The sequence below is a fragment of the Halorubrum sp. Atlit-28R genome (assembly GCF_003665955.1).
Lineage (GTDB): Archaea > Halobacteriota > Halobacteria > Halobacteriales > Haloferacaceae > Halorubrum > Halorubrum tropicale.
The window spans coordinates 1-639 of record NZ_QPLS01000081.1 but is presented as its reverse complement, the minus strand read 5'-3'; the positions used below and the strand labels follow the sequence as shown (position 1 = coordinate 639).

Annotated in this window: 1 protein-coding gene and 1 pseudogene; one reads left to right on the top strand and one right to left on the bottom strand. The window is 52.0% G+C overall.

From position 1 onward, the window contains the following. Positions 1 to 105: pseudogene (locus tag DVK06_RS19840) on the bottom strand (transcriptional regulator TrmB); the annotation flags it as partial. A 243-nt stretch (positions 106 to 348) separates the two neighbouring features. Between DVK06_RS19840 and DVK06_RS16880 the strand changes: the two are divergent. Then, a partial coding sequence (locus DVK06_RS16880) for a deoxyribonuclease (protein ID WP_121601125.1) occupies positions 349 to 639 on the top strand: 291 nt, incomplete at its 3' end.

Sequence of the window (639 nt, the reverse complement as noted above, 5' to 3'; positions counted from 1 at the left end):
GAGCACGAAGGTGTAGAGCCGCGCCAGTCGTGGCTCTTCCAGCAGCTGTGCAACTGACAGCAGGCCGTTGACGGCGCGTTCGGGGTCTCCAGGTGCCTTCGACATACAATTCATAATTCATGTACTAGATAATAGTGTTTGGGATTGCCGAATCGGACGTGATACTTCGGACACCCTGTGCCGAGCGATTCGTGAGTCCTCTGTACTGACCGATCTGGCCTGCTAGTCTTTCGAGGAGCTTCTGTTTGGGATCTGCGTGTTCTTTTCAGCATACGCTAAATTACCACCTCAGAGTAGCGCAAAACGCGAGATTTAGATACGTTGATTAGCTACAACTCGTGATAGCTGATGATCGAGATTTCTGATTCGCTTCGTTCTGTGTTTAGTGCTCAAATCGAAGAACGTGACGGCTCATATATCGTGGATGTCCCCGCGAGTGAAATTGAACACGACGCGCTTGCTGCCGACGAAACGTATCGCGTCGCGATCTTGAAATCAGAATCCTCGACAAGCCAGAAGACCCAGGAAGAGCAACGACAATCGGCCGCACAAGAACCAACTCCGACGTCGGACGGTCCTCCCATAGATGAAGGTGAAGTCCGCGACGTGACGATCGAGACGACTGGTGATCAAGGTGAC